The 21,131-nt window shown below is 66.4% G+C and carries 18 protein-coding genes; 11 read left to right on the top strand and 7 right to left on the bottom strand.

All coding sequences use genetic code 11. The features are described from left to right. Window positions 1-68: 68 nt before the first annotated feature. Window positions 69-239 carry a phenol hydroxylase subunit gene (locus tag BLQ58_RS15410; protein WP_092599591.1) on the bottom strand — a complete coding sequence of 57 codons (171 nt, stop codon included), beginning with the start codon at window positions 237-239 and terminating at the stop codon, window positions 69-71. A gap of 351 nt (window positions 240-590) precedes the next feature. Between BLQ58_RS15410 and BLQ58_RS15405 the strand changes: the two genes are divergently transcribed. From BLQ58_RS15405 to BLQ58_RS15375, 7 genes are all read left to right on the top strand, one after another. Continuing rightward, the gene (locus tag BLQ58_RS15405) at window positions 591-2,273 is read left to right on the top strand and encodes a sigma-54-dependent Fis family transcriptional regulator (protein ID WP_254775971.1); all 1,683 of its coding nucleotides are present in this window, start codon (window positions 591-593) and stop codon (window positions 2,271-2,273) included. Between the two features lie 66 nt (window positions 2,274-2,339). Beyond that, a complete protein-coding gene (locus tag BLQ58_RS15400; protein ID WP_092599588.1) occupies window positions 2,340-3,035 on the top strand; it encodes a FadR/GntR family transcriptional regulator in 696 nt (231 codons plus the stop codon). Between the two features lie 28 nt (window positions 3,036-3,063). Beyond that, complete coding sequence (locus tag BLQ58_RS15395; RefSeq protein ID WP_092599585.1) at window positions 3,064-4,476, top strand: FAD-binding oxidoreductase; 1,413 nt, start codon at window positions 3,064-3,066, stop codon at window positions 4,474-4,476. Window positions 4,477-4,573: 97 nt separating this feature from the next. Continuing rightward, window positions 4,574-5,782: an efflux RND transporter periplasmic adaptor subunit gene (locus BLQ58_RS15390; protein WP_092599582.1), complete on the top strand. Its 1,209-nt coding sequence runs from the start codon at window positions 4,574-4,576 to the stop codon at window positions 5,780-5,782. Between the two features lie 2 nt (window positions 5,783-5,784). Next, window positions 5,785-6,513: an ABC transporter ATP-binding protein gene (locus BLQ58_RS15385; RefSeq protein ID WP_092599579.1), complete on the top strand. Its 729-nt coding sequence runs from the start codon at window positions 5,785-5,787 to the stop codon at window positions 6,511-6,513. 11 nt (window positions 6,514-6,524) lie between these two features. Then, window positions 6,525-7,679: an ABC transporter permease gene (locus tag BLQ58_RS15380; RefSeq protein WP_092599576.1), complete on the top strand. Its 1,155-nt coding sequence runs from the start codon at window positions 6,525-6,527 to the stop codon at window positions 7,677-7,679. Between the two features lie 15 nt (window positions 7,680-7,694). Then, window positions 7,695-8,861: an ABC transporter permease gene (locus tag BLQ58_RS15375; protein WP_092599573.1), complete on the top strand. Its 1,167-nt coding sequence runs from the start codon at window positions 7,695-7,697 to the stop codon at window positions 8,859-8,861. A gap of 37 nt (window positions 8,862-8,898) precedes the next feature. Here the strand turns inward: BLQ58_RS15375 and BLQ58_RS15370 are convergent, their stop codons facing one another. Further along, on the bottom strand, window positions 8,899-9,843 hold the full coding sequence (locus tag BLQ58_RS15370) for a YihY/virulence factor BrkB family protein (RefSeq protein WP_254775970.1): 945 nt from the start codon (window positions 9,841-9,843) through the stop codon (window positions 8,899-8,901). Window positions 9,844-9,922: 79 nt separating this feature from the next. After that, window positions 9,923-10,813, bottom strand: coding sequence for a LysR family transcriptional regulator (locus tag BLQ58_RS15365; protein ID WP_092599571.1), 891 nt, complete (start codon window positions 10,811-10,813; stop codon window positions 9,923-9,925). Between the two features lie 124 nt (window positions 10,814-10,937). Here BLQ58_RS15365 and BLQ58_RS15360 point away from each other — a divergent pair, with 124 nt between their 5' ends. Next, window positions 10,938-12,890: an FUSC family protein gene (locus BLQ58_RS15360; protein WP_092599568.1), complete on the top strand. Its 1,953-nt coding sequence runs from the start codon at window positions 10,938-10,940 to the stop codon at window positions 12,888-12,890. A gap of 161 nt (window positions 12,891-13,051) precedes the next feature. Further along, window positions 13,052-13,354: a hypothetical protein gene (locus BLQ58_RS15355; RefSeq protein ID WP_092599565.1), complete on the top strand. Its 303-nt coding sequence runs from the start codon at window positions 13,052-13,054 to the stop codon at window positions 13,352-13,354. Window positions 13,355-13,439: 85 nt separating this feature from the next. Here BLQ58_RS15355 and BLQ58_RS15350 read toward each other — a convergent pair whose 3' ends face one another. Beyond that, complete coding sequence (locus BLQ58_RS15350) at window positions 13,440-14,012, bottom strand: J domain-containing protein (RefSeq protein WP_092599562.1); 573 nt, start codon at window positions 14,010-14,012, stop codon at window positions 13,440-13,442. 391 nt (window positions 14,013-14,403) lie between these two features. Between BLQ58_RS15350 and gdhA the strand changes: the two genes are divergently transcribed. Both gdhA and BLQ58_RS15340 read left to right on the top strand, forming a co-directional pair. Then, on the top strand, window positions 14,404-15,747 hold the full coding sequence (gene gdhA / locus BLQ58_RS15345; protein ID WP_092599559.1) for an NADP-specific glutamate dehydrogenase: 1,344 nt from the start codon (window positions 14,404-14,406) through the stop codon (window positions 15,745-15,747). 197 nt (window positions 15,748-15,944) lie between these two features. Then, complete coding sequence (locus tag BLQ58_RS15340; protein WP_092599556.1) at window positions 15,945-16,760, top strand: hypothetical protein; 816 nt, start codon at window positions 15,945-15,947, stop codon at window positions 16,758-16,760. A gap of 56 nt (window positions 16,761-16,816) precedes the next feature. Here BLQ58_RS15340 and BLQ58_RS15335 read toward each other — a convergent pair whose 3' ends face one another. The 3 genes from BLQ58_RS15335 to BLQ58_RS15325 all read right to left on the bottom strand — a co-directional run. Beyond that, window positions 16,817-18,832: an alkaline phosphatase D family protein gene (locus BLQ58_RS15335; protein ID WP_092599553.1), complete on the bottom strand. Its 2,016-nt coding sequence runs from the start codon at window positions 18,830-18,832 to the stop codon at window positions 16,817-16,819. A 287-nt stretch (window positions 18,833-19,119) separates the two neighbouring features. Further along, complete coding sequence (locus tag BLQ58_RS15330; protein ID WP_092599550.1) at window positions 19,120-20,730, bottom strand: hypothetical protein; 1,611 nt, start codon at window positions 20,728-20,730, stop codon at window positions 19,120-19,122. 118 nt (window positions 20,731-20,848) lie between these two features. Then, a partial coding sequence (locus BLQ58_RS15325) for a transposase (RefSeq protein WP_175459927.1) occupies window positions 20,849-21,131 on the bottom strand: 283 nt, incomplete at its 5' end.

Genomic DNA, 21,131 nt, shown 5'->3' with positions numbered 1-21,131 from the left:
CTTGTGGGTGTTGTCTGGTGTTGTCTGGTGTTGTCTGGTGTTGTCTGGTGTCGTCTGGTGTCATCTGGTCAGTTCAGCAACTGGGCGTGCTGGTCGCGGCAGAACGACTGGAACTGCTCCGGCGGCATCACCAGCTCCACGAAGATCGCCGGATCGCCAATCGAAAACTCGAACTCGACCCAGCGTTCGTCGCGCTCCACCACGCGCACATAGCATTGGCCGGGGGTGGGAAGTGGCATGTCTCGCTCCTGTCTGCCTTCCTGTTGCCTTGCACACACCACGCGGTGCGCGCCTCGTTGTGGGTTCGGATGCAAGGCCTATAGCGAGCCGCATGCCAGGGCGCGCAGATCGTTGCGGCACAAGGGATGGCGGGAAATTGGCCGTTCTGCGATGCGCCAGGCCGCTTGATGATTTGATGAGGGGATCAGGGCCGATTTCATCAAATGATCAATTGCGCGTCTGCTGCACCGCACCAGCGGCCTGGGCCGGGCGTGTCGGCCCTATCGGGGATCGGCAGGGGTCGTGCTAGGCTTCGCGGAAAGACGAGGTGTTTCGCCAGAAAACGCCCGCAGGAATCTGGAGTGACGAGGATGACGACGCCCCCCAAGACACCGCCCAAGGTGCCCCACCAACCACCGCACCAGCCGCCCGGCGCCCCGCCCTTCGACCTGGCATCGCTGCTGACCATCGACGCCCGCGCGGCGCAGATCCGCCTTGGCGAATCGCGCATGGTGCTGATGCATACCGAAGCCCTGAGCTACCTGCGCCGGGAAATCCTCGACACGCTGGGGCTGGAGCGCGGCAAGGGCCTGCTGATCCGCATGGGCTACGCGCAGGGCATGCGCGATGCCGAAATGGTCAAGCGCGAGCGCAAGGATGAACTGGCCAGTTCGCCGCACGAGGCGTTCCTGTGGGGCCCGCAACTCCATATGCTCGAAGGCGTGACGCGCGTGGAGCCGGTGCGGCTGGAGGTAGACCGCGACACCGGGCACTTCTACGGCGAATTCCTCTGGAAGGATTCGTGGGAAGGCGAGGCGCCCTTCAACGAGGCGCTGAGCCGCGAGGAAGCCGGCTGCTGGGTGCAGCTGGGCTATGCGTCGGGATACTCCAGCACCTTCATGGACCGGCTGGTGATCTACAAGGAAACCGAATGCGCGCGGCGCGGCGACGACCAGTGCCGCATCGTCGGCAAGCCGGCCGAAGAATGGGACGACGCCGAATACCTGAAGTACTTCGAGCCCGATTCGGTGATCAGCGACCTGCTCTCGCTGCAGCAGGAAGTCAGCACGCTGCGCGAAACGCTGTGCGGCGCCAACCAGGGCAACCTGATTGGCCAGTCGCCGGCCTTCCGTGAAGCGTTTGCGCTGCTGTCCGCCGCGGCCGACAGCCAAATCACCGTGCTGCTGACCGGCGAGACCGGTGCCGGCAAGGAAATGTTCGCGCGCTGGCTGCACGACAACGGCCCGCGCAGCGAACAGCCGTTCATTGCCGTCAATTGCGCGGCGATCCCGCACGAACTGGTGGAATCCGAGCTGTTTGGCGTCGAGAAAGGCGCCTACACCGGCGCCCAGCAATCGCGGCCGGGCCGCTTCGAGCGGGCGCACGGCGGCACGCTGTTCCTGGACGAAATCGGCGACCTGCCTCCGGCTGCCCAGGTGAAGCTGCTGCGCGTGCTGCAGAACAACGAGGTGGAACGGCTGGGCGGCGTGGAGGCGCGCAAGGTCAACGTGCGCTTGATCGCCGCCACCAACGTGAACCTGGCGCAGGCCATCAAGCTGGGCCAGTTCCGCGCCGACCTGTTCTACCGGATCAGCACCTATCCCGTTGCCATCCCGGCGCTGCGCGAGCGCAAGGAAGATATTCCCGAGCTGGCGCAGGCGTTTATCACGCGCTGCAACGCGCGCTACCAGAAGCAGGTGCGCGGCCTGACCGGCCGGGCGCGCGACGCACTGGTGCAGTACCCCTGGCCCGGCAACATCCGCGAGCTTGAAAACATGATCGAGCGCGGCGTGCTGCTGGCGCCCGCCACCGGCATGATCGACGTGCCGCACCTGTTCGCCAGCCAGCAGGCCGGCGCGACATGCCCGGAAACCGGCGAGGACGCCGACGCGCTGATCGAAAAGCTGCTGAACCAGCAGGTGTCGCTGCCGCAGATCGAGGCCCGGCTGATGCAACTGGCGATGACCACCACGCGGGGCAACCTGTCTTCTGCGGCGCGGATGCTGGGGATCACGCGGCCGCAACTGGCGTATCGGCTGAAAAAGGACGCCTAGCCCCGGACGTTACTAAGGGTTAATACCTGGTTTTCATATAACCAGAAAAGCGTAAGGTGCTGGCCTATGCAGACACGGCCCATCACCCTGACCGAGCGCGTCATCCAGCAGCTGCGCGGCGAAATTGCCGACGGGACATTCCCCGTCGGGGCACGGCTGCCCACGGGCAAGCAGCTTTCGGAACGCTATGGCGTCAGCGCCGCCGTGATCCGCGAGGTCACCGAACACCTGCGTTCGCAAGGGATGATCGAGAGCCGCCAGGGGCTGGGCAGCACCGTGCGATCGCGTGTCAGCGACAGCGGATTCCGGCTGGCCGGCAATGCCGACGCCACCGACCTGGCCGCGATTTTCGAACTGCGGATCGACCTGGAAAGCGCCGCGGCGGCCATGGCCGCCCGGCATCGCACCGAGGCGGACGTGACGCGGATGGGCGCCCTGCTCCAGACCATCGCCGCACATATCGACGATCCCGACCATGGCGTGGAACCCGATATCCAGTTCCATATCGCCATTGCCACGGCGACGCACAACCCGTATTACCTGCAGTTGCTGCAGTACATGAACCTGCAGCTCCACCACGCGGTGCGCGCCGCTCGCGTCAATTCCAGCCGCCAGCCGGGGCTGCCGCAGCAGGTGCATGGCGAACACGTGGCGATCTTCGACGCCATCCGCGCGCGCGATGCCGAACTGGCCCGCCAGCGCGCCACCGAACACCTGCGCAATGCCGCCGGCCGCCTGGGCCTGCCGCTGCGCCAATCGTAATTCCTCCATTTCGCTTCCATTGCCGATCATGCTCAACACCACATTCGCCCAACGCCTGACCGAAGCCCTTGGCCCAGAGGTGGTTGCCACCGCGCCCGATGACGTGGCGCCCTGGCTGTCCGACTGGCGCGGCCTGTACAGGGGCCACGCGCAGGCCGTGGTGCGGCCGCGCACGACCGAACAGGTGGCGCAGGCGCTGGCGCTGTGCCAGCAGTCGGGCGTGCCCGTCGTACCGCGCGGCGGCAACACCGGCCTGTGCGGCGGCGCGGCGCCGGGCAACAGCCCCGCCAACGTGGTGATCAGCCTGGATCGCATGGACAAGATCCGCTCGATCGACACCATCGCCAACACGATGGTGGCCGAAGCAGGCTGCATCCTGGGCAACCTGCGCCGCGCCGCCGAAGAAAACGACCGCCTGTTCCCGCTGTCGCTCGCGGCCGAGGACTCGTGCCAGATCGGCGGCAACCTGGCCACCAACGCCGGCGGCGTCAACGTGGTGCGCTATGGCATGACGCGCGAACTGGTACTGGGCGTGGAAGCGGTGCTGCCCAACGGCGAGGTCTTTCACGGCCTGCGCACGCTGCGCAAGGACAACACCGGATACGACCTCAAGCAGCTGCTGATTGGATCGGAGGGCACGCTCGGCATCATCACGGCCGCTGCGCTGCGTCTGTCGCCCCGCGCCGATTCGCGCGCCGTGGTGCTGGCCGCCGTGGAATCGTCGGAACAGGCGCTTGAACTGTATTCGCTGCTGTTCGCCCGCTGCGGCGCCCGGCTGCAGGCCTACGAGTTCTTCACCGGCGCCTGCCTGGACCTCGTGCTGACCCACGCCGAAAACGTCCAGGCGCCGTTTGCCGAGCGCCATCCGGCCTATGTGCTGCTGGAAATTGCCGATACGGCGTCCGAGGACGTGCTGAACGCGCTACTGGAATCGGTCATCGGCGATGCGCTGGAACAGGGCCTGTGCCGGGATGCGGCCGTTTCCGCGTCGCTGGCCCAGCTGCAGGGCCTGTGGCGCCTGCGCGAGGAAATCTCCGAGGCCCAGCGCGCCGATGGCCTGCACCTGAAGCACGACGTGTCGCTGCCGATCGAGAGCATCCCGGCGTTCATGGCATCGATGGAAGCCCGCCTGCTGGCGCGGTACCCGGGCATCCGGCCGTTCATCTTCGGCCATTTCGGGGACGGCAACCTGCACTACAACCTGTCGCGCCCCCTTGGCGCAAACCCGAAATGGGCGCTCGGCGACGGCAAGGCCGTCAGCGACGAGGTGATGGAGGAAGTGGCGCGCTACAACGGCAGCATCAGCGCCGAGCACGGTATCGGCCAGCTCAAGCGCGACGCGTTCCTGGCCCTGAAAGATCCACTGGAACTGCGGCTGATGCGCGCCATCAAGCAGGTGTTCGACCCCAGCGGCATCATGAATCCCGGCAAGCTGCTGTAAGGGCTTGCGGTGGACGTTCTTTCAGGTGCTTTGCCGCCTTGCACAGTCGCTATACTGTGAGCCTTTTTCTGCATACCGCGACGAAACGGTTCCCAAATTGGCTGATCAAGACCTGAGCAAGCTGAAAATCGACCGCAGTGCCATGGCGCCCGCGCCACGCCGGCGGCGCCGCTGGGTACGCTACGCGATCATCGCGGCGATCCTGCTGGCGGCGATTGGCGTGGGAGCCCGGCTGGCGGGCCCGCAGCCCGTGGAAACCACCACGGTTACGGCGGCCTACCCTTCCCAGAACTACACGCTGCTGAACGCCACGGGTTACGTCGTGCCCCAGCGCAAGGCCGCCGTGGCGTCCAAGGCCCAGGGGCGGCTGGAATGGCTGGGCGTGCTGGAAGGCTCGCGCGTCAGGAAAGACGAGATCATCGCCCGCGTGGAAAGCCGCGACGTGGAGGCTTCGGCCGCCCAGGCGCGCGCCCAGGTGCAGGTAGCCGAAGCCAACCTGCAGTTGCAGCAGGCCGAACTGCGCGATGCCGAGGTCAACCTGAAGCGGTCTGAGATGCTGCTGGAACCGAAAGCCATCTCGAAGCAGCAGTACGACGCCGACCTGGCGCGTTACAACAAGGCACGCGCGTCGATCAGCAACGCGCAGGCATCGATCGCGTCGGCCAGGGCCAACGCCCGCGCGGCGGAGGTTGCCGTAGAGCAGACCGTGATCCGCGCCCCGTTCGATGGGGTGGTGCTGATCAAGCACGCCAACGTGGGCGACAACATCACGCCGTTCTCGGCCGCCGCCGACACCAAGGGCGCGATCGTGACGATCGCCGACATGGACACGCTCGAAGTGGAAGCCGACGTCGCCGAATCGAACATCGCCAGGATCACGGTGGAGCAGCCCAGCGAGATCCTGCTCGATGCGCTGCCCAACCTGCGCATGGCCGGACGCGTGTCGCGCATCGTGCCCACCGTGGACCGCTCCAAGGCCACGGTGCTGGTCAAGATCCGCTTTGTCGACCGCGACCAGCGCGTGCTGCCCGACATGAGCGCCAAGATCGCCTTCCTGTCCAAGCCGGTGCCGCCCGAAGACAGCAAGCCGCTGACCGCCGTGCAGCCATCGGCCGTGGCGGAGCGTGATGGCAAGGCCGTGGTGTTCGTCGTGGCCGACGGCAAGGTCAGGCAGGTGCCGGTGACCCGGGGCGCCAAGATTGGCGAACTGCAGGCCGTCCAGGGCGTGAAGTCCGGCGAGACCGTGGTGCTGGCACCGGCCGACAAGCTGTCGGACGGCGCCCGCGTCACCGTCACAAAGAAGTAGCCATGGCCACGCCGCTCGCCGCTTCCGACCCTGCCGCCGCCGGCGCCCCGCTGGTTTCGATCCGCCATCTGGCCAAGTCGTACCAGCGTGGCGCGCAGACCGTGCCGGTGCTGTCGGACATCTCGCTGGACATCGCGGCCGGCGACTTTATCGCGCTGATGGGCCCGTCCGGCTCCGGCAAGAGCACGCTGCTGAACCTGATTGCCGGCATCGACCGGCCCGACAGCGGCGAACTGCTGGTGGGCGGTGTCGATATTTCGGAGCTGCCCGAGGCCTCGCTGGCCGACTGGCGCGCCGCGCACGTGGGTTTCATCTTCCAGTTCTACAACCTCATGCCGGTGCTGACCGCCTTCGAAAACGTGGAACTGCCGCTGATGCTGACGCGACTGGGCCGCGCCGACCGGCGCGAGCGCGTGGAGATGGTGCTCGGCATGGTCGGCCTGGCTGACCGCATGGACCACTATCCAACCGAACTGTCTGGCGGGCAGCAGCAGCGCGTGGCCATCGCCCGGGCGCTGATTACCGATCCGACGCTGATCGTGGCCGACGAGCCCACGGGCGATCTGGATCGTAATTCGGCCACGGATATTCTGGCCATGCTGCAGCGGCTCAATAGCGACCTGGGCAAGACCATCATCATGGTCACGCACGACGCCCATGCGGCCGAGGCCGCCCGGTCGCTGGTCCATCTGGAAAAAGGCGAACTGCTCCTGAGCGAGCGGCGCGCCTGAGGCATCGGTCCATGTTCCTGCCCAAGCTGATCGCCCGCAACGCCATGCGCCACAAGCTGCGCACGGCGCTGACCGTGCTGGGCCTGGTGATCGCGGTGCTGGCCTACGGCCTGTTGCAGACCGTGGTCGATGCCTGGTACGCGGGCGCGTCGGCGGCCTCCAATGCGCGACTGGTGACCCGCAACGCCATCTCGCTGACGTTTGCGCTGCCGCTCAACTACGAGTACCGGATCAAGGGCGTCGATGGCGTGACCCAGGTGGCGCGCTCGAACTGGTTCGGCGGCGTCTACCGCGACCCCAAGAACTTCTTTGCCCAGTTCGCCGTCTCGGACAACTACCTCGACCTGTATCCCGAGTTCATCGTCCCGCCCGCGCAGCGCGCCGACTACCAGCGCGACCGCCGGGGCGCGCTGGTGGGCCGGCAACTGGCCGACCTGTACGGCTTCAAGGTGGGCGACGTCATCCCGATCAAGGGCACGATCTACGCCGGCACGTGGGATTTCGTCGTGCGCGGCATCATGGACGGCCGTGACGAAAGCACGATCACGCGCCAGATGGTGTTTCACTGGGATTACCTGAACGAAACCGTGCGTAAGAAGAATCCCAGGCAGGCCGACCAGGTGGGCGTCTTTATCCTGGGCGTCGATAACCCGGACAACGCCGCCGCGATCTCGCGGAATGTCGACAATGTGTTCAAAAATTCGCTGGCCGAGACGCTGACCGAGACCGAGCAGGCCTTCCAGCTTGGCTTCGTGGCGATGTCGAACCAGATCATCGCGGCAATCCGCGTGGTGTCCTATGTGGTGATCGTCATCGTGATGGCCGTGATGGCCAATGCCATGGCCATGAGCGCCCGCGAGCGCATCACCGAGTACGCCACGCTGAAGGCGCTGGGCTTCGGGCCGGGCTTCCTGTCACTGCTGGTTTTTGGCGAATCGATGATCATCAGCGCGTTCGGCGGGGCGCTGGGCATGGTATTGACGCCCCCGGCGGCCCGTTTCTTCAAGCAGGCGGTGGGCGGGGTGTTCCCGGTGTTCACCGTGTCGCACGAGACCATGGCGATGCAGGCCGGCTGCGCGCTGGCGGTGGGGGTGGCCGCCGCCATCGTGCCGGCGGTGCAGGCGGCACGGGTACGCATCGTCGAGGGCCTGCGGGCCATCGGCTGACCGGATCGCGCGCACATGGTCATCCCCCTTCACTACATCGCCCGCAACGTCTGGGCGCGGCGCCTGACCACGGCGCTGACGGCCGGCGGCCTGGCGCTGGTGGTCTTTGTGTTCGCGACGATGCTGATGCTCGATGCAGGGCTGAAGCAGACCCTGGTGACCACGGGCGAGCGCGACAACGTGGTGGTGATCCGCAAGGGCGCCGAGACCGAGATCCAGAGCGCGATTGCGCGCGACCAGGCCGCCGCGCTGGAGATGTATCCGTCCATCGCCACAACGCCCGAGGGCCGTCCGATGGCCTCGCGCGAAGCCGTGGTGCTGATTTCGCTGACCAAGACCGGCTACACCACGCCGTCGAACGTGGTGATCCGGGGCGTATCGCCGCTGGGCGTGCCGCTGCGGCCGCAGGTGCGGCTGACCGAGGGGCGCGTGTTCAAGCCCGGCTCATCGGAAATCATCGTCGGCAGCAGCATCGCCAAGGGCTACGGCAACGTGCGCATTGGCGATCATCTGCGCTTTGCGCAGCGCGACTGGACCGTGGTGGGCCACTTCGATGCCGGCGGCAGTGGTTTCGATTCCGAGATCTGGGGCGACGTGGACCAGCTCATGCAGTCGTTCCGCCGCGCCAGCTATTCGTCGATGGTGCTGCGGCTGGCCAACACCGACGCCTTCGACAAGTTCCGCGCCGATATCGATGTCGACCCCCGCCTGGCCAACGAGGCCAAGCGCGAGCAGCAGTTCTACAGCGACCAGTCCAAGGCCCTGTCGGCGTTCATCAATATCCTGGGGCTCACGCTGACGACCATCTTTTCGGTGGCGGCCATGATCGGCGCCATGATCACGATGTACGCTTCGGTGGCCAACCGCGTGGGCGAGATCGGCACGCTGCGCGCGCTGGGCTTCCAGCGCACCAACGTGCTGATGGCCTTCCTGATCGAGGCGGTGCTGCTGGGGCTGGTGGGCGGTATCGCCGGTCTGCTCTGCGCGTCGCTGATGCAGTTTGCATCGTTTTCCACCACGAACTTCCAGACCTTTGCCGACCTGTCGTTCCGCTTCGTACTGACGCCGGCCATCATCGTCAAGACACTGCTATTCTCGATGGCGATGGGCCTGATTGGCGGATTCCTGCCGGCGCTGCGGGCGTCGCGGCTCAATATCGTTGACGCGTTGCGGGCGCGGTAAGCCACCCTGCAAGCCAGAAGGCCCCTTTCGAGGTTCGTCAGGGCGGCGCCTCGCCGTGCCGCTTGGGCGCCTGCCGCTCGCGCGATGCCGGCCTGGCGCGCAGCGACCCGAAGCGGTTGGCGTAGAGCCAAGTGAATTCCGCCCCCAGCAGGAAGATCTGCGCGGAGTAGTACACCCAGACCAGCACCACTACCAGCGATCCAGCCGCGCCGTAGCCGGTGGCCACGCCCGTCTTGCCGATATACAGGCCGATCAGCAGCTTGCCCACCGTGAACAGCACCGACGTGACCACGGCACCCAGCCAGACGTCGGGCCATTTCACGGCCGCGTGCGGCATGATCTTGTAGATCATCGCGAATACCACGGTCACCAGCACAAAACTCAGGCTCATGTCGAGCAGGTGGCCCAGCAACTCGCCCTCGCCCAGCATCGGCGACCAGTACCGGCCGATGGCCGCCAGCGCCGCGCTGGCCACCAGCGAGACGATCAGCAGAAAGCCGATGCCCAGGATCATGCCGAATGACAGCACGCGCGCACGCAGCAGTTCCCAGATGCCCGAAGGCTTCTTGCGCTCGGGCACGCGCCAGATGCGGTCCAGGGCATCCTGCAGTTCGGCAAAGACCGTGGTGGCGCCTACGAACAGCGTGACGGTACTGAGCACCGCCGTAAGCGATCCCTTGGCTGGCGAACTCAGAGAGATCAGCATGCTCTCGATGGCCTTGGCACCCTCCACGCCCACCAGACCGCCAATCTGCTCGACCACCGCGCCGCGCGCCGCCTCGTCGCCATACACCAGGCCGGCAATGGCAATCACGATCAGCAGCAGCGGCGCCACGGAAAAGACCGTGTAGTACGCGAGCGCGGCGCCCATGCTGGGCGCATAGTCATCCAGCCAGGCCGAGACGGTATCGCGCAGCAATCGCGCGAAGCCCCGGACCGATCGTCGTTCCGCCACCCTCTGCTGCATCGTCAGGACTCCCATGCGGCTCCTGACTGAAGCCTAGAGGCTGGGCGGCCGGCCAGGTATCGGTCGGGGTCTGACAGAAACCGGCGCCAGCCGCCTACCCCATCACCTCCTCGCAGACCTCCAGCCACGCCCGGGCCGCGTGGGACAGGTAGCGTCCCGGCGACCAGATATGGGCCAGGGCCCAGTCCATGGTCGGTTCGGTCAGGCGGGCCACGGCGAGCTTGTCGCGGGTCTCCAGGCGCTTGAGCAGCGGCTCGGGCAGGAAGGTCGTGCCAAGGCCAGCGGCGGCCATCGATGCCAGGAAATCCCAGTGGCCGCTCTGCGCCACCACTTGCGGCTCGATGCGCGCCTCCAGAAACGCCTGCCGCAGCTTGCGCGTCAGCGAGAACTCGTCGGTCAGCAACACCAGCGGTTCGTCGCGCAGCGCCTCCAGCGTCACCGTACGGCTGCTGGCCCAGGCAACGCGATGCGGGCCGACGGCCCAGATTGGATATTTTGCGAACTGGCGCGTCTCCAGCGCCAGGCCGGTATCGCCGGGCAGCACCGTGGCGCCCACTTCAAGTTCGCCGTTCGCCACTTGCTGTTCGACCACCTGCCCGCCGTGCTCCGACAGCGTCAGCTGCAGGTTGGGATATCGCTTGCGGAACGCGCTGACGGCTGGCGAGAAGAACAGGTTGACCATCGGCGGGATGCCCACGGTCAGCTGGCCGCGCCCCAGCGACGACAGATCCGCCACTTCGAGCGTCAGCCGATGGACCACCCCCAGCGCCTCCTGGCCCCGGTCGTACACCACCCGGCCCACGTCGGTGAGCCGCACCGACTTGCCCTCGCGAATCAGCAGCGGCTGCCCGACCTCGTCTTCCAGTTGCTTGACCATCTTGCTGATGGTCGATTGCGTGACGTAGAGCGACGAAGCCGCCTGGGTGAAGCTTTTCAGGCGCGCGGTCTCGACGAAGTAACGCAGCGCACGGATGTCGATGGGCATGGCAAAGCTTTCATGAATATTCCGACTGAATCTGCGCATTTTAAATCATGAATGGAATCCTTGCCGGGCGACTACACTGCCCGTCCGACGCCCCCAATTGCCGGCCCCCCGGCGCATTCCAATCATGGCTAGCTGGCCGCATGCCCGACAGTGGCTGTTTTCGCTGAAGGCATTCGCTGCCGCGATGCTGGCGCTCTATATCGCACTGTCGTTCGGCCTGCCGCGCCCGTACTGGGCCATGGCGACGGTCTATTTCGTCTCGAACCCGCTCACGGGCGCTACGCGCTCGAAGGCCGCCTATCGCGTGGCCGGCACGATACTTGGCGCCATGGCGGCCGTGATCACCGTGCCGCAGCTGGTGAACATGCCGATCGTGCTGATGGGCGCCATCGCGCTGTGGATCATGGCGCTGGTCTACCTGTCGCTGCTGCAGCGCACGCCGCGCAGCTATGTGTTCCTGCTGGCGGCCTATACCTTGCCGATCGTCGCGCTGCCCGCCGTCATGCAGCCGGCCGACATCTTCGATATCGCCGTGGCGCGCATCGAGGAAATCGTGATCGGCATCGTCTGCGCCAGCCTGGTCGGCGCCATCGTGTTTCCGGCCAAGGTGGCGCCCGCGCTGCGCGAACGGGCGCGCATCTGGCTGGACGATGCCGCGGCCTGGGCCAGCGATATCGTTGCCGCCAACCCGCGCGCAGCCGCCAGCCGGCACCGCCTGGCGGCCGACATGCTGGCGCTCGACCAGTTGATCGTGCATCTGTCGTTCGATATCGAGAGCCGCCAGGCCGTGGATCACGCACGCGCGCTGCGTGGCCGCATGTCGCGGCTGATGCCGGTATTGTCCGGCCTGGAAAGCGTGCTGCAGGCGCTGCGCGAAACGCCCGACGCCCGGCCACCCCGGCTGCCGCGTGCGGCGCTGGAGCAGGCGGCAGCCCTGCTGCATACCCGTCACGCGGTGCTGATGCGCGTCTGCGCCGACCTGCGGCAGCGCATCGTGGACCGGCCGGACACGCCGTCGGGCAATTCATCGGGCAATTCGTCGGGCAATCCATCGGCTAATCCATCGGGTAATGCGCCGGGCACCGGCATGGCGGGCACACACGCCGAGCGCGAACCCGAAGGCGACACGCTCCACCACGACCACGCCATGCTGGTGTTCGGCGCGGTATCGGCCGGACTGGCCGTGTTCTGTGCCGGCCTGCTGTGGATCTTCTCCGGCTGGGAAGACGGCGGCGGCCCGGTGGCGGTGTCGGCCATCGCCTGCTGCTTTTTCGCCACCATCGACGAGCCGCGCCCGGTGGCGCGATCGTTCATCCGCTGGGCCGCGATCTGCCTGCTGATCTCGTCGTTCTACCTGTTCATGGTGGTGCCGCACGCGCAGACGTTCGAGACGCTGGCCGGCATGCTGTCGGTGCCGTACCTGGGCATCGGCGTGCTGATCCAGCGGCCCGGCTTCAACCTGATCGCCATGCTGCTGTCGGTCAATACCGCGTCGTTTGCCAACGTGCAGACCGTCTATGACGCCAACTTCATCGGCCTGTTCAATACCAGCCTGGCAAATGCCGGCGCGATGCTGTTCGCCCCGCTGTGGGCCATGCTTGCGCGGCCATTCGGTGCGCACGTGGCCGCGCAGCGGCTGATCCGCGCAAGCTGGCAGGATCTGGCGCACGCGGCCACCTGGCGAGGCGCCGACGCCCACACGCGCATCGGTGCGCGGATGCTGGACCGGCTGGGGCAGTTGATGCCACGTCTCGGCGCGGGCGGTGGCCGCCTGGCTTCGGATGGCTTTACCGAACTGCAGATCGGCTATTGCACGCTGACCCTGCAGCGCGCGCTGCCGTCACTGCCCGTTTCGGCCCGCAAGCCGGTGCGTCGGGTGCTTAGTATCGTGGCGCGCCATTTCCGCGCGCAGATTCGTGCCGGCCACAGCGTGGCGGTGCCAAACGCGCTGCATCCGTGGATCGAAGCGTCGCTCGCGCCGCTGGCCGCCCTGCAAGATCGCACCCTGGCCGCCGACGTTCAGTGCGCGCTCGTGGTGCTTGGCGTCACGTTGCACGCACATGAAAAAACCGACTGATAAATGGTTTGTTAAATCATCACAGGAATGAATGGGGCGACCTACACTTCGTCCCGTGCCGCACCACTCCGATGCGACATCGCCCACAAGGCGTTCCGGACGGCGCGTCCACCCACCCCCCCCCCCGACGCCCCGTCCACCCAATCTGTTGAAGACCAGAAATGCACAACTACACGATCAAATCCCTGCTTGCCTCCACGATGCTCTGCGCCTGCACGCTCGCTGCCGCGCAATCGGGCCATGGCATGCAAGACCGCGGTGTCGATGCCGACCGCTACGGCTACACGATGCACAACGGCCCCCGCGACGTCTTTACCGAGGGCGCCAATGTCCTGGAAAAGCGCGACGTCTACAGCGAGGGCGCCTATGGCACGCGCAAGCCGGACCCGTACACCGACGGCGCCCGCACCATCGCCGGACGCGACCGCACCGGCGTGTCGGCGCCGCCGGCCCACAGCGCCTGATCGGCCTGCGCCCTGCTTCTTTTCTGCTTTGTTCTCAGCGAGATGAGACTTTTACCGCGTCCTTCGGGACGCGGTTTTTTTATGCTCAGCGAAACCTGAACAGGCCGTCCCAGAACGATTCGAATGCGCCGGCTGGCTTGTCCGCGCGGTGGCTGTGGGCATCCGGTTGCAGGGTGGCCTCAGTGGCCTCGGGTTCGACCACCGGCTTGCGTGACTCGTGCAGGGCCCAGACGCTGTCCGCGATGCGGCCGGCGAGGTCCGGCTCGCAGTCCCGGCCCAGCAGCACGCCAAACAGCACGTCGCGGCCGTGCCCGTCATCGGCAAAGCGCATGGCGATGGCTACCATCTTCTCGTAGTGTTCCTGCGCGACGCGCCGGGCGGCTTCCTGGGCCTCCTGCTCCTGGGCCGCCTGCTCGGCGTGCTCGGCCTCCCAGCGGCGCATTTCCCGTTCGAAGACGTCGTCGTAGACCTGCCGCTGCTCGGCATCGGACAAGATGGAGTAGGCGTCGCGAATCTGCTGGAACGCCGCATGGGCCTCGGCTTCCCGACCCGGATTGCGGTCCGGATGCCACTTCATGGCGGCGCGGCGATAGGCGCGCTTGATCTCTTCGAGGGTGGCGTCGGACTCGACGCCAAGCGTCGCGTAGAGGGTAGTCATGGGATGGGTCGGTATGGCGCGGCAGCAAACCGGGCCATGCTAGCACGGCGTCGTGGCGCCAATTTCCGCCAGGTTACGCCTGCCACGAACCGTCCACTTTCCGTCGCTCGCGTCGAACGCCGGCGCCATTCAACATGGCGGCGGCATCATGTTTTTGATGAGTTTTGCCCCATTCTGGTGCTAGGCTTCGTGCCTGTTCGAGACATCCAGCCGCAAGCCTCAATGTTCGGACATTGACCGCATCTGTCGACCTCCGCCCTTCCGGCCAGGTTTCCCACCAGGACGCATGCCGCGGCGCCCAACGATGCGCCATTCCAGGACGGCCCGGTTTCCAGCCTCTGCGGCCAGGTTGCCGGCGCCACAACAGCCCAGAAGACAAGACTGAGACATTGTGACTTTCCAATCCATCGATTCCTTCCTGGCCGGCGTTGCCCGGCGTGACCCCAACCAGCCCGAGTTCTTCCAGGCCGTGAAGGAGGTCATGATGACCTTGTGGCCGTTTGTCGAGCGCAACACGCGCTACCGCGAACAGGCGCTGCTGGAGCGATTGGTGGAGCCCGAGCGCGTGATCCAGTTCCGCGTGGCCTGGACCGACGACCGCAATCAGGTACAGGTGAACCGCGCGTTCCGCGTGCAGCACAGCTCGGCGATCGGCCCGTACAAGGGCGGCATGCGTTTCCACCCGACCGTGAACCTGTCGGTGCTGAAATTCCTGGGCTTCGAGCAGACCTTCAAGAACGCGCTGACCACACTGCCCATGGGTGGTGGCAAGGGCGGATCGGACTTCGATCCCAAGGGCAAGTCTGACGCCGAGGTGATGCGCTTCTGCCAGGCGCTGATCGCCGAACTGCACCGCCACCTGGGGCCCGATACCGACGTGCCGGCCGGCGACATCGGCGTGGGCGCGCGCGAGGTGGGCTTCATGGCCGGCATGATGAAAAAGCTGTCGAACCAGTCGGCCTGCGTCTTCACGGGCAAGGGCCTGGCCTTTGGCGGCAGCCTGATGCGCCCCGAAGCCACCGGCTACGGCACGGTGTACTTCGCGCAGGAAATGCTGCACCGGCGCGGCCGCGACTTCAACGGCCTGCGGGTGCTGCTGTCCGGCTCGGGCAACGTGGCGCAGTACGCGGCCGAGAAGGCCATTGAACTGGGCGCCAAGGTGCTGACGGTGTCGGACTCGGGCGGCGTGCTGCATTTCCCGCAGGGCATGGACAGCGAACAGCTTGCGGCGCTGATGACGTTCAAGAACGAAACGCGTGGCCGTCTGGCCGACTTCGCCGCCCAGCACGACTTGCGCTTCGAGGCCGGCAAGACGCCGTGGCATGTGCCTGCCGACGTGGCGCTGCCGTGCGCCACCCAGAACGAACTGGACGGCCACGACGCCGAGCGCCTGCTGTCGAACGGCGTATTTTGCGTGGCCGAGGGCGCCAACATGCCATCGACGCTCGACGCCGTAGACCGCTTCGTGGCAGCGCGCATCCTGTACGCACCCGGCAAGGCCAGCAATGCCGGCGGCGTGGCCACGTCGGGCCTGGAAATGTCGCAGAATGCAATGCGCATGGCCTGGCATCACGCCGACATCGACGAAAAGCTGCACGCCATCATGAAAGACATCCACGGCAACTGCATCCACTACGGCCAGAAGGACGACGGCTACATCAACTACGTGGAAGGTGCCAACATCGCCGGCTTCGTCAAGGTGGCCGACGCCATGCTGGCGCAGGGCGTGATCTGACGGGCAAGCCGGCGGTCCCGGCGCGGATCGGGCCCGTTGGCCCCAAAACTGAAGAAAATGCGACGAGGATGGCCTCGTCGCTTTTTTTCGCACCGTGACATTGCGCAAATAGCACTCCCCTCTTTCTTGGGGTCTGGATTCCATCCCGCACGGCCGTTAACCGACCCGTATCTATCCCACCATAAGGAGAGAGCTTCATGGGTCGTCGTTATCTGGTCGCGCTGGTGCTGGGCGCGAGTGTTCTGGCGGGCTGCGCCACGGTGCAGAAGCCAATTCCCGCCACCCGCGCCTTGTTCGACAACAAGGATCGCGTGGTGGCCGTCGCCATCGAGAAAATGCCCGAGCCGGGTCAGGTCATGCTGGGCAACCAGGGCTTGCTGGACGTCGTGATCAACCGCGCCAACGCCAAGGCCATCGTCGACCGCCTGCAGAAGCAGGACTTCACGATGGTGAGCGGCCTGCCCGAAGCGTTCCGCAAGGGCCTGGAATCGCGCCAGATCCCGGTTGTCATGATCGCGGAGCCGATCGATACGGAAACGATCCCGAAATTCACCGAAGGCTCCGGCGAAGGCATGGCCGTGCGCGACTATCGCCCGCTGGCGAAAAAATACAAGGCCGACAAGCTGCTGCTCGTGACGGCACGCTCGCTGGGCACCGTCCGGTCCTACTACGCCTTCATGCCGCAGGGCGCACCGGAGGGCTACGTCGCCCTGACCGGACAGCTGATCGACCTGTCGACCAATCGTCTCGAATGGTATGAGCGCGTGGACACCTATGCGAATGCCAAGGGCGACTGGGACCAGGCACCCGAGTACGACAACCTGATGCGCGCGGTGGATGAAAGCACGCGCGCGGCGGCGGCGAAGCTGCGCGGCGCGTTCTTCATGGAACGGGTCGCCCCGACAGGCGCCGTGGCGCCCGCCGCCCCCGCCGCAACGGCCGCGCCCGCCGTACCCACGGCGGGCGCCGTGCCGCCGGTGGCCGGTTCGGCCGCAAACGCTGCGGCCCAGTAAAGCAGCCCGGCCCGGGGCGAAGGCAGGGCCGCCCGCCCCGCCCCGGCACGCAGGCGCTAGACCACGCTCACGTCCGCCGTATTCGCCGCAACCTCCAGAACCCTGGTGCTTGCCGTCGCCGGGGACGGTGCCGTGCCCCCCGAAAGCCGCTGCATCACGTGGAAGGTGCAACTGAGCTTGTCGGGCGTCAGGGTCACGATTGCGTACCCTTCCGCGTTGGTGTTCACATGCCGCAGCCACGGGTTGAACGTGCGCAGCGTGCTGTCCAGGGTGTCGGTCACCGTGCCGCCCACATTGCTGTAGATCAGGTCGCGCAGGGCCGCGAACGCCTGGTCGTTATCCACGAGCTTGCGCACGGAACTCAGCAGCGTGTTGCTCGACAGCCCGGCAGTGACCAGATCCACCATGACCGGCGCAGGGCTGGCGGCGTCGTAGTCGTCCATCACCTGGCCGCCAAAGAACGCGTGGATGTCGCCGCTCAGCGCCACGACGTTGCGCACGTTGTGGGTTTTCAGGAACGCCATCAGGTTCTTGCGCTCGGCATTGAAGCCGTCCCACTGGTCGGCATTGAGAATCATCTTGCCCAGTAGCGAAACGGGCGGCAGGCGCGACTCGATGAATGGCCTGACGTTCGCATCGAAGGTGGCCGCGTTGATGCCGGCCTGCGACAGGACGTTGCGTAGCGCCGTATAGGCCAGCCCGGCATAGGTGCCCGCCGTTCGCGCCGCCGCGAGATCGCCGGCCAGTGCCGTTGCCAGCGCGTTTTCGACCGATGCCAGCGCGCCGTTCGACGATACCAGCGCCCGTGCGATCAGGGTCGATACGGCTTGCGTGACATCCACCTGCATCCGCAGCATCGCCAGCTCGTTGCCCCAGAGCTTCCAGGTGGTGTTGGCGCCGCCCACCCTGTCCTGCCACCACGCCCGCTGGGTGTCACCGAGCATCGACACGGGCGTCAGCGCCCCGCCCGCGGCCGATATCTTGGCGGCTTCGGCCGAGGCCAGCTTGTCGGCGGCCACCAGGTACCGGCTGCCGACCGAACCACCCACCGATTCCTCGGTAATGACATGGTCCGCACGGTACAGGCGTTCGTCCGTCATCATCAGGGTGGCCAGATTGCCAAACGTGAACGAGCGGTAGATCTGGATGTCCTGGAACGATGGATTGCCCGGATCGAAGCTGACATCGGCCGGCATGTATTCGAACCAGGCCTGGTTGGCGGCACGCCGACGCGCGGTACGCGGCGTGAGGTCGTCATTGGCGGCGTAGGTCTGACGGTCCTGCCAGCAGTTGTCGGAAAACTCGTGGTCATCCCAGATCGCGATCATTGGCGCCGCCGCGTGCAACGCCTGCAGCCGGGAATCGTTCCGATAGCTGCGGTACAGGTAGCGATAGTCGTCGAGCGTGGTGGCATAGACACTGCCATCGGGCAGCACGGTGCCGTTGGGCAACTTCAGCACGGTGTGCCGGTCCTCGACGTTGCCGGCGCGCGAGCCGCCCGGCACTGCTTCGTAGACGTAGTCGCCCACGTGGACGATGAAGTCCAGATCCTGCTGCGCCAGCTCTTCCATGCCGGCCCAATGGTTGGCGTTCCAGTCCTGGCAGCTCACGAAGGCAAAGCGCAGTTGAGCCAGCGCGGTGCCGGCCGGGGCCGCCGTGCGGGTGCGGCCAACGGTGCTGGCCCGGTTGCCGAGCAGGAAGCGGTAGTAATACCGCCCACCCGCCGTCAGCCCCGTGACCTTGTTGCGGATCGTGTAGTCCCATTCGGGGCGTGCCATCAGGGGCTGGTTCACGAGCAGGCTCTGCGGCGGAAAATCCGCCTGCGTGGACACCTGCAGCCGCACCACCACGGGCCGTTTGCCATTGCTGCCCTCGACGCGTGTCCATACGATCACGCTGTCGGGTCGCGGGTCGCCCGAGGCCACGCCGTGGACGAAGTTGAAGTTTTCGGGATTGCCGGTATCGGGCGGTTGATCGTCCCCGCCTCCGCCACCACCGCAGGCGGCAAGCCCGCCGGCGGCAACGGAAACGGTAAGAAAACCTCCCAGCTTGAGAAAATGACGACGGTCCATGACTGTTTTTCCGGTATGTGGGGACATGGACAGCCAGGGACGGGATGCCACGCAAGTCGCATCAGGCTGTCTTGCGTGGCAGGTCGCATCTGGATACTAGTGTGGGGGCGTGCGACGCGCCGTCCGCAAATGGCCGACAACGGTATCGGTGAAAAGATGACGTCGGCAGGAATGGCCGGAATGGCCGTGGCCTCGCGCCGATCGCCCCCGCCGGGGGATGGCATAGGTAAGCCGATGCTTAAGTCCGGCCCCGGCAGCGCCCGACCCGGGCGCATGGGGCCGAGGCATCACGGATGCGTCGACACGTCGCTGTAAAGCTGCCGCATGAACGCGCGGAATACCGGGTTCATCACGTCGTCGTGGTTACGGATGACATCGCCGTCCACCTGGATATTCCAGACCATCGCATTGGCCCGCATGGTCCCGCCGCCGCCGTGGGCCATCGTCAGGTAGCTGCCGCCGCAGAACGTGCGCGTCCAGTCGGGCTTCAGCAGATGATCCGGCCCCAGGTTCTGCTGGAAGAATGCGGCGGCGTTCTGCGCTTCGCGTGTCTTGTTCAGGCGCACCGCCTGGCCCAGCGCATCGCCATGCAGCGCCTTCAGTTCAGCCTCGGACTTCCAGCCCGGGCACTGCGCGTTGTCCGCCCCGGCCGGGGCGCCGGCTTTCTCCGCGCCTTCCGTCACCGGCACCGGCACCGGCACCGGACCGGGCGCGTGCGCGCGTAGCCGGTGGGTCAGGTACTGGTCGATATGGCCGGGGGTCTTCTTCATGGCCGTGCCTTGCTCCGGCGTGGTCTCGCGCTCGAACAGCGTATTGACGGAACGCCCGATCGGAAACGCGATGGCCGTCGCCCAGTCCTTGGTCGAAGTCACCGACACCAGCAGTGGCGGCTGGAAGGTGGGCGGCGCGTAGCGCCTGGAAACATGGTCGAGCGCCTCGTAGCGCGACGCCTCGAAGGCGGGATTGATCAGCAGGATCATGTCCGCCGGCCGCTCCGGCGGGGCCGGCCTGACGCCCGGGCGGGCCAGGTCGCGCTGGGCGCTCAGCGATTCGATCAGCGGTCCAGACATGGCCGCATAGAGGATCAGCCCGCCGAAGCTATGGCCGATCATCAGCGTGCGGATACGCGGGCGCCGGGAGCCCTGCTCGGACGATGCGCCGGTCTGTTCGACCACCGGCGCCCTGACCGCCGCCGCCGCGGGCGCCGGGGCCGCGCCCGGGTCTTCGTCGGGCAGCAGCTGGTTGTAGTACGTGCGCAGCGAGCGCAGTCGTGCGAACAGTTCGCGCGCCGATCCGATCGACACGCGCCGCGCGGCTTCCTTGCGCGCCCAGAACGTCAGGCTCAGCACGGGGTCCGGTATCGACCAGGACTTGCCCCGCCACGCCACATAGACGCCCACCACCGTTCTGGGATTGCCGCCGGCCCCCGCGCGGTCGCGCTCCTCGGCACCGGCCGCTTCCAGCAAGGCGCGGAATTCCTGCACATTGGCGTCATCGGCCTGCGCGTTGTGCTTCCAGCCGTGCACGAACACCACGATGCTCAAGTCCTTGCGCTGCGCCAGCAGCGACCGCAGCCGCGTCATCAGATGCTCGATCTGGTCCGACGGGGCGAGCGAGAGCGCATCGGCCACCGCCGGCGTCGGCCCCGCATCGGGAAACAGCCAGCCCTGGTCGTCGAACTCGACGAAATGCAGTTCGTACAGGCCACTTACCGCTTCCGGCGAAACCTGGGCGCAACCCTCGGGCATGGGCGGCGGGGCGCCCGTCGTGCCGATACCCGGGCGCTCGCAGCGCCGGTCCTGTCCGGGATCCACCAGGTGGGTGCGATAAGCGCGGTTGGGCGCGCAGGCGCAGAGCGCCAGCAGCGCTAGCAGGCTGCTGAAGTACTCCCCGCACAAGCGGTATGCTTTTCGCCTGTGCAGGTGAGTACTGTCTGGTTTCACAATCCGGAAGCCGCGCACCGCTGAATCGAGTTTTTCGGCTGCTGGGCACCAGTTTGCGGCTTCATTTCCCCGATTACCGCAACTGCGGACGGATTTGTCCCAGCGAACGCATGCGCACGAGGTTGTAGGCGGCCATGCTCAGGACGAACATCTGATCGACTCGCTTCAATCCGCGCACCATCACCTGGCGCATGCGTCCGACCGTCTTGACCCATCCAAAGCCTTGCTCGATCAGCTTGCGCTTTTGCTGCGAGACGGCATAGCCGGGGCTGCAAGCAATGGCATCGGGAACTGCCGAGCGCCGACCCGAGGTGTTTTGCGCCACATGCGGCGTCACCTTCATCTCCAGGCACGCT

The organism is Ralstonia sp. 25mfcol4.1 (assembly GCF_900104095.1).
Taxonomy (GTDB): domain Bacteria; phylum Pseudomonadota; class Gammaproteobacteria; order Burkholderiales; family Burkholderiaceae; genus Cupriavidus.
The sequence above is the reverse complement of the archived record's forward strand: the minus strand, read 5'-3'. Positions and strand labels throughout refer to the sequence as shown.